Raw genomic sequence first — 215 nt, 5'->3', positions numbered from 1 at the left:
GTCCATTTCGGTGTTTCTTTGTTTTCTACCTTTATTCCGTCTTTCATATTTCCGGAATAAATTACCTTAAACCACTTGCCGTCAAATTTAATTGAATTATTACTTTCTCCAACTTCCTTTATCGTATATTCGTAAGGCTTTGAATTTAAAATTGATTCATATGCTTTTAAATCTTTAAATTCTCCTGTCCAATTGTTACTTTTATTTAATTCAAG

General features: G+C 28.8%; 1 protein-coding gene. It reads right to left on the bottom strand.

The genetic code is table 11. The features are described 5' to 3' along the window. Nucleotides 1–215, bottom strand: a 215-nt coding sequence (locus VJI94_RS09045; protein ID WP_324009126.1) for a Cna B-type domain-containing protein, incomplete at both ends; no start/stop codon positions are given.

This window comes from Parvimonas sp. D9 (genome assembly GCF_035282565.1).
Taxonomy (GTDB): domain Bacteria; phylum Bacillota; class Clostridia; order Tissierellales; family Peptoniphilaceae; genus Parvimonas; species Parvimonas micra.
This window is presented reverse-complemented; position numbering and strand designations above follow the sequence as displayed.